This window comes from Caldisalinibacter kiritimatiensis, assembly GCF_000387765.1.
In the GTDB taxonomy this organism is placed as follows: domain Bacteria; phylum Bacillota; class Clostridia; order Tissierellales; family Caldisalinibacteraceae; genus Caldisalinibacter; species Caldisalinibacter kiritimatiensis.
In genome coordinates this window covers 1-7,709 of the sequence record NZ_ARZA01000259.1, presented here as the reverse complement: position 1 = coordinate 7,709, position 7,709 = coordinate 1, and the positions used below count along the sequence as shown (strand labels likewise).

The following is a 7,709-nucleotide window of genomic DNA, read 5'->3' as shown; positions in this document are numbered from 1 at the left end:
ATTTTCTCTCCTAACCTCATCATTTTTATTTACTGTATTAGTGTCTGTCTTTGTTGCAACGTCAACAGTTCTAAGTTCTGGTCTTTCCCTTCTTATTATCTTTCCAATAGGTCTAAATCCTTCTTCTTTTCCATTTACAACTTTTCTTTTTTCTTGTAATTGTTGATTTTCTTGTTTTTTCATTTCTCTAAACGCTTTATCTTCTTTTTCTCTTTCAATTTCACCTAAACCACTATCATTTTTACTACTAATAATTATTTCATCATATCCAGGAAAAACTTCAGGAGTAGGATACTCGCTCATAGCCGCAGCTGCTTCTTTTTCTGATTCCCTTATAATAGATTTTATAGCTTCTTTTCTGCTGTAATGTTTTGAGTTTTTATCTGCCTTTATATTTCTGCTGATTTTTTCTTCATTTTCTCTTCTTCTAACTTCAATATTTTGTTTTTCATATTCTATTCTTCCTTCTAAATCATGTTGTTTTATTTTAATCTTTTCATCTCTCTGTCCTTCAATTTCAGTTGTTAGTAGGTTTCTTGGCTCATTCCCTTGTTTTTTAAGGTTCTTCATCATTTCTACAGTATTTTTAATATCTCTTTCATCAAATGGGGTATATCCTTTATCAACCCTTGCATCTACCCTTTTTACAAAATCTGAATAGTTAACAGTTTTTCCAGTTCTCTTGGTTTCAATCTCTGCTGCTCTTTTTTCTTGGGTATACTTTTGCATTAAATAATCTTTAGCTAAAGGAGTATATTTTTTTGTTAATTTTTTATCCTCCCTTTGAATACTCATATTCTTTATTTCATCATACATTATCTTTCCACCATATAACGTTAATCCAGTTCTTACAAGGCTATTCTTTAAGTCTTGTTTTTTAATGAATGTTGTTTATAGCTGCTTGTTGACCTGAAGTTACCGATTGTAAAAATCCAAATATTTTCTTTCTAAACAAAATAATAGTTGCAATTAATATAACTTGAAGAAGAGTAACCATCATCCAACCGTATTCACTAGACAATCCATATATAACTGAGCTTATTGCGAAGTACATTGATAAAAGTACAGCCATTCCTATCTTGCCTAGTAGAAAACCAAATGTATTATAAAGACTATGTAATGCTACATTAAAGCCCATATTCGGAAGAAGCGATATAGCAAAAGCTAGTATCATTACTATAGCTGAAATAATAGCTGCAAACTGCAGAGCTGCAGTTATTGCTGCTATTATTCCTACGAATATATTAAGTACTAATACTATTATCCCTACAAATAAAACCATTACGGACCTCGTTATTGTTCCTGTAGGTTTAAAAAGGTCGTTTGTTTTTGCCATATCATTAGCAAGCTCTTTTCTAGACTTACTATCTGGATTCTTGCTCAAAAAATCATCCATCTCTCTTCTTCCAATTTCTGTGTCTCCAAATTGGATTAGTTGCCATTGTTTTACTACTGTCATTTCCCAAAATGAATTTCCAAGATGTACTACTGCATCATCCGCTGTTACACTTCTGCCAGTTGTTATTGTTGCTGTTTTTGCTAATACTTCACCTGATAATTCTTGTGAAAAGTTATTTATCATATCAATAAAAAATGTAGGAGCTGCGAAAAAACTAAATGCTACTGCAAATATCAATAAAGTATTAACTATCAACCTCCAATTATACATGAACTTTCCTATTGCTGCATTAAATATAATAACTATCCCTACAACTGCTAAAATAGGCTTAATTAGTGGTATAAATATCGCATCTCTTAAACCTCCACACTATATTATTAAAAAAACTTGCAAATAAATCAAAAATGTTGAGTTTAAAACAAGCCATTAAAATATACTTTACTCCTTTTGATATAAAAACCGTAAGTAAAAATAACACGTTAGTTATTGCTTTAAATACAGTAGCCCATGCATCAAATATCCCAAATTTTTCTGAATCAAATACATAATGTGTAATTGGATATTTGTCAAAAAGTTTAGGTTGTGTGGATTCTATTTCTAACGTGTCTGTATCTGGAAATAAATCATTAATACTTCCAGGAGGTTGAGCGTATGAATTTACTGTTGAAAATATCAACATTAAAAATATTGGTATTATTATGCTTTTTTTCAAAACTCCCCCTCCTTTTCTACGATACTTCTTCATTTTCTTCTTTATCTTCTGCTCCTGTTTTAAATGCATTTATATATTCCTCAAATACTGCATCTATAGCTACAACTCCAGTCCTTCCTTCAAGATCCTGGAATAGACACATACCATTTTCTAAACTTGATAATATTTCTTTATTTTCCTCTGTAGGTTCTATACCATAGGCTCTTAGTGTTTTTTCTATCTCTTCATCATCTGAAGTTCTAAATGCAAACTTATATCCAATGTTATTTAAAACCTTCGAATCTCCTATATCATCTATTGATTGAGAAATAAAAATTCCTGGAGACTGCAAAGCTCTAGCCATTCTAATTATTTTATTTGATATATTTTTCCCTGCTGCTGTCGCCCTTAAAACTGTTGCTTCGTCCATCTCAAATATACTTAATTCCTTTCTATCACTCATAATAAACAACATTATATATCCCGTTATTGCTAATAAACAAGCATACCCTACTATTTCCTGGAAAGTATAGTTTTCTGGTGCTGTTTCTGCATCTGGAAATACTAGATTTTGTATTTGTAGTACATTTACTGTTCTTTCAAGACTTATTGCTTCTTCATCTCCATCCCCAAAAAGTAATGAAGAATAAGCCATCTGTTTATATGAATTAAGAGTTTCTGCTATTTCATTACACATATTTTTCTTTATTATATTTTCTTCTTTATCAGCTTCAGCTCCTATTATTTTTATTTCTTCGATAATTTTATTCATAGCTGGATTAGATTTGTTAACTACTCTATTTACTGCTTGAAGTAATATATTTGTTCTAGGGTCTTTTCTATCTGCTGCTATTAAAAACATACATATATCCATAGCCCAATTAGCAGCTTCCTTCATTCTCTCTATATAATTTTCTTTTGATATTCCTACTCTCATAATATTAAATGGATCTAATTTTCCCTTATCTTTTATATCAGCTGTAAATGTTGTTACTTTTACCTGGTCTCTAAAAGTATATAAATCTTGCTCCCATTTCCAACGGTCTCCTTTTGGGTCTATTATGAGAACTTTGGCTCCTCTTTTTGCGGTTTTCAATGCTAAAAGGGTCTGCTGCAAATGATTTTCCTCCCCCTTGTGGTCCAATCATTATAACATTAGGAGGTCTATGAACTCTACTAGGTTTCCATAAATCCACTTTTACAGGTTTTTTCAGTATTCCTGTTATCCCTATATATGTCCCTATTTCGTCTCCAAGTTGTGTAATAGCTCCTATCATAGCCCCTGCTAAATGCTCTGGAGTTAATTTTTGAATATAATCATATGCATACTGTTCTCCGCCTAGAAGCGTTTCATTAAAAAGTAAAAATTGGTCACCGGCGGGACATTCAGTTTGAATGTCATCTAAATGATTTCTTACATCTTCTATCCTTCTATGGAAATGTATCTATATCCTTTGCTGCCACTCCTATAACTATTGTTGTATTTAATAATGGAAATTTCCTATTTTTTAGGTCATGTTCCATTAAATATGCTTCTTCATTTGATTCTAATAAATCAAGTGGCATCGCATTGTTTGAACCTTGTATATTCTCACCCTGATCTGCAAGTTCTCTTTGCTTTCTTCTTACTTCTGAAAGTGAAGCATTATATTCTTGTGTCCTACATCTAATTGATATAGTAATTGGAAACTTCATACTTGAAATAAGATGATATATCCATTCTCCTCCTGGAAATGGTATATCAGGAATATGTGATGCTACTATATAAGAGTTGTTATGCCTTTCTCTCCTTATCTTTAAATTGTGTTATTTCTAAATGTCTCATGTGTGATATATCAATTTCACCTTCAGTAAGACTTAAAATACTTTGTCTATGTGGTCTTATTGCCTTTTCTCCATTTATTTCTATAATTTCTGCATGTGGTTTCCATGTTTTACTTTTATCAGTTCTAAATCGGTCATTTTTAGTTTTTTCTCCCCTCATAGGAGGTTCCCCTATACCAAAATAAAACTGATGTCTAATTAAGTATTGAATTATATATTCATCTGCTATTTCTACTTTAGCGTTTTTAGATATTCTATTGTACATTGTTTCTTCCAAGATTTTGTAAGATTCAAATTCTCTTAAGAATATTTCAGGTTCACTAAACCCAGCATATTCATTAATCATTCGTATAGGATCCTGGTATAAACTTTTAGCAAATTCTTTAACTGTTTGGAATAAAGTTTTCGGATTTTCAAGTTTTACTATTAAATACCATTCATAATCATTACCTTCATCTCCTAAAAGTTCTGCAAGATCTTGTGTTTCAGCATCAATTTCTTTTATTGCTTCAATCTTTAAGGGTCCTGAAACTCTTTTTTTCATTTTTTCATTATCTTCCCTTATAGAAGATGTTCTAGGTACTCCTCTTATGTGAAAATCGTTTTTTATTGTCCAAAATATAGTCATTGAATTTAATATTTTCATTTTCTCTCTTTTGCTTTTAAAATTGTATGTGAATCCTACTAAATGATATACAGCCCAACATCCTTTAACTCTTCTTGCTTTATCTTTTTTTAATATCAAATTATCTTCATAATATTCTATTGGATACTGAAATTCTGTTACTAAAAACTTCCTATCAATCTTATTAAAAATTTCCAATCTACTTCACCTTCTTTCTAAAAAAGACCTTGCTATGGTCTAACAAGGCCTTTAACATTTTTGTTTTTTTCAAGAACTCTATACGCTATTTTATTAGCATACTTAGCTTTTTGTTTTTTAATTTTTATATATCTATATCTAACTACTTTACTACCTTTAAAGAATATAATATAGTAATGAATTATTATACTTCTTAAAAACCCTGCTGGATTCTTACCATCTAAAAGCTTATTATTAAATAAATAAGCTAATGCTCCTGGTATTATGAAATACTTATAAAGAAAAGGTATCCAGTTTATCATAAATATATTTCTTAATGTATATATTAAGAATACAAATATAATGTAATATATTAAAACATTAAAAGCTAAAGGAAATGGAAGATTGATTCCTCCTATTTCATAAAACATTCTTTCAATCCTCCATACCTTCGAATAGCTCCTTAATACTTTATATTCTTCTTCCATGACTTATCACCTATCTAAAAAATCCCATAAAAATATCACCTATTGCTTGTCCAAATTCTGTTCCATTAAATATAAATATTGAAGCAAAACCACCAAATACAACAAATATTATTAAAGCCATAAATTTTCTTGTGAATAATAAAAATAACCCTATTACAGCAAATGCTCCCATAGCTAGTCCACCAATATTTCTTTGTAGCCAATTTCCCATTTTTACTCCAGGATCATCAACAGCTAATGCTAAACCACTAAACATTAATATAAAGATTAGTGTATAGCTTATTATTAAAACATATTTTTGGAAGTTTTTTAATTTCATTATTCATCCTCCTCTACAAATTTATTTCCTCTCATTTTAATATCTTTTATATAAAATCTATCTGAATTACCTTCAGTTTTTCTAATTAATTCAATAAGGTACCGTTGTCTATAAAGTGTTCCTAGCTCTTCATCTTTCATCCCTATAACTGTTACAGTTGTATAAGTGCCATTTCCATTTTCATATGTATCTAAAGTTTCAATGCTATTGAATAGATATTTACCTTCATACCCTTTAATTTTTTTATTATCTTCCATATAATAAGCTATCTGTCCTTCATTTCCTGAAGAGTATGTTATAAAGAAATTGGATAGTACTTCTTCTATTTGTTGTTCTACATCATCTAAAGCAGTTTTTGGTCCAGTATAAGTTTCAAAATTTGCTTCGGTGGGACGTTGCGGCTCTGGCATGAAAACCGGATAATCTTCTACTAGATATCCGTCCTCATAATATCCTATAGGAACTGATATGTATACTACTTTTTCTTCAATCTTTGGTTTTGTTATTTCTTCTCCTTCTATACCTTTTTCTATTATTATATCTACTTGATTTATGGTTTGAATATTAGCTCTTATTATTATGTTGCTATGATTATTATTTAGTTTCTGTACATCCCACACAATAGCATTCAACACCCTACTGCTTCCTTTTGAGTAATCAATTCTTGCTGTATTACTAAGTGCATTAATTAAAAATGGTCTGATTCTTCTTAAATAATCTTCTTGTTCCGTATTACTGTATGTAAGGTATTCTTTTACAAATGCAAGTGCAAAAGCTTTAGCTGTTTCACTTTCTGATTCCGCAATATTGTACTCTACAATATTTTTTATTATCTTTGGTTGTTTAGATTTTATTATTTGATATATTCCTAATACGAATATAATTATAAGACTTACATATATTGTTGCCTGAACTCCCTTAAAAAAAGTTCTAGTTATAGGTGAAACAGTTTTTTGTTTGTTTTTATTAATGTTCAACTTTGACTTTTTTGCATTTTCTAAATCTTGAATTGATAACTTACTATTTGAATTTTTTTTGAATTTTCTAAACAATGACTCACCTCCTTTATTTAAATTTTAATACGTTTTTTTATGTATGTCAAAAAATTTTTTATTTGTGTTAAATTTTATTCAAACATTGAAGTATATTCTCCATTTGTTTTTAGAAATATAGGTCCTGTAGGATACTCCTTCCATAATGCAAATGATGTAAATAAAAATTCTACTTTTGTTTTTTGTTTTTCTTTTACAGCTTGTGCTAGTTTTTCAGCTCGATTTGTTGTTGTTGTTATTACTAAAATTCTAGGAAATGCCTCTAAATACTCCTTATAAGCTTCACTTAACTTGAAGTTTTCATAGTAATATACCTTATTATCAAAAGAATTTGTTTTAAAACTATTTTCTGTCATTGCCATAGTGCCTAAATCAATTTCCACGAAATAAGTATATTGTTTCCTTTCTGTTATATAGTTAAAATACATATCTGGTCTAAGTACAAAGGAATTTTCTTCATGTTTAAATGGAAAATATAGATGTCTATCAGATACACAATTAATTATCTTATGTCCCTTTTTTCTTGCATCTTTTTCAAGTGATGATCTAACATCACAAATTTTAAAAGTATGCTGTAACTTCTCAGGTTTTATTAAATTATCTCTTTTATTCCACTTAACATCTTTCATAGGAAGCTCATAATAACCTGATATAAATATAGCTCCTGCATCATCTAATAAATAATATCCTTCATTAGTCCCTTTTTGATTTTTTTTCTTTGGAAGGAAACTTTCTATGCAAAAACCGGTTTAAATGAAGTGTTAGTAATTGTTTTCTTACATAACGTTCACTGTATCCTAAGATATCAATTATCTGGCTTGTCTTAACTGCCCTCATAAAATAAACAAGTTCTATAGCCTTTTGTTGAAATGTAGTTAAAGGAAAATTTACCACAAAATCAACATTGACTTCCTTTTGGTCTATTCTTTCTTGTCTCCTTTTTCCTTTTATTCCCGCTGGCTTTTTCATTAATTTTCACCATCCTTTTCTTTTTGTGCTGCTATCTCCCAAAGTTTTTTCCCAATCATACTTTTTTCATTTTCTTCTTCTTTTACATCCAAAGCTTCTTTTTCTCTTTGAGATACTTGTTCCCATAATTCTTTTGCTTTTTCTTGTGGCTTCTCTTGTTTTTTT

At 29.5% G+C, this 7,709-nt stretch carries 11 protein-coding genes; all 11 read right to left on the bottom strand.

Features of this window, described 5'->3' with window-relative positions; all coding sequences use genetic code 11:
• The coding region (locus tag L21TH_RS11680; protein WP_034430051.1) for a hypothetical protein at positions 1-816 on the bottom strand (816 nt) is incomplete at its 3' end.
• 61 nt (positions 817-877) lie between these two features.
• Positions 878-1,696 carry a CD3337/EF1877 family mobilome membrane protein gene (locus L21TH_RS11675; RefSeq protein ID WP_423219142.1) on the bottom strand — a complete coding sequence of 273 codons (819 nt, stop codon included), beginning with the start codon at positions 1,694-1,696 and terminating at the stop codon, positions 878-880.
• A gap of 31 nt (positions 1,697-1,727) precedes the next feature.
• Positions 1,728-2,111 carry a hypothetical protein gene (locus L21TH_RS11670; protein ID WP_034430047.1) on the bottom strand — a complete coding sequence of 128 codons (384 nt, stop codon included), beginning with the start codon at positions 2,109-2,111 and terminating at the stop codon, positions 1,728-1,730.
• A 16-nt stretch (positions 2,112-2,127) separates the two neighbouring features.
• Positions 2,128-3,207 carry an ATP-binding protein gene (locus L21TH_RS11665; protein WP_034430046.1) on the bottom strand — a complete coding sequence of 360 codons (1,080 nt, stop codon included), beginning with the start codon at positions 3,205-3,207 and terminating at the stop codon, positions 2,128-2,130.
• 314 nt (positions 3,208-3,521) lie between these two features.
• A complete protein-coding gene (locus L21TH_RS11660; RefSeq protein WP_006316632.1) occupies positions 3,522-3,785 on the bottom strand; it encodes a hypothetical protein in 264 nt (87 codons plus the stop codon).
• 79 nt (positions 3,786-3,864) lie between these two features.
• The gene (locus tag L21TH_RS11655) at positions 3,865-4,737 is read right to left on the bottom strand and encodes a hypothetical protein (RefSeq protein ID WP_006316630.1); all 873 of its coding nucleotides are present in this window, start codon (positions 4,735-4,737) and stop codon (positions 3,865-3,867) included.
• A 32-nt stretch (positions 4,738-4,769) separates the two neighbouring features.
• Positions 4,770-5,204, bottom strand: a complete 435-nt coding sequence (locus L21TH_RS11650; RefSeq protein WP_006316628.1) for a TcpE family conjugal transfer membrane protein — start codon at positions 5,202-5,204, stop codon at positions 4,770-4,772.
• Positions 5,205-5,214: 10 nt separating this feature from the next.
• Complete coding sequence (locus L21TH_RS11645) at positions 5,215-5,523, bottom strand: hypothetical protein (RefSeq protein WP_006316626.1); 309 nt, start codon at positions 5,521-5,523, stop codon at positions 5,215-5,217.
• Positions 5,523-6,575: a conjugal transfer protein gene (locus L21TH_RS11640; protein WP_006316624.1), complete on the bottom strand. Its 1,053-nt coding sequence runs from the start codon at positions 6,573-6,575 to the stop codon at positions 5,523-5,525. The genes L21TH_RS11645 and L21TH_RS11640 overlap by 1 nt, the downstream gene beginning before the upstream one ends.
• 74 nt (positions 6,576-6,649) lie before the next feature.
• The gene (locus L21TH_RS11635) at positions 6,650-7,312 is read right to left on the bottom strand and encodes a replication-relaxation family protein (protein WP_081627976.1); all 663 of its coding nucleotides are present in this window, start codon (positions 7,310-7,312) and stop codon (positions 6,650-6,652) included.
• Positions 7,269-7,544 carry a hypothetical protein gene (locus L21TH_RS11630; protein WP_006316618.1) on the bottom strand — a complete coding sequence of 92 codons (276 nt, stop codon included), beginning with the start codon at positions 7,542-7,544 and terminating at the stop codon, positions 7,269-7,271. Before L21TH_RS11630 ends, L21TH_RS11635 begins: the two co-directional genes overlap by 44 nt.
• Positions 7,545-7,709 lie beyond the last annotated feature (165 nt).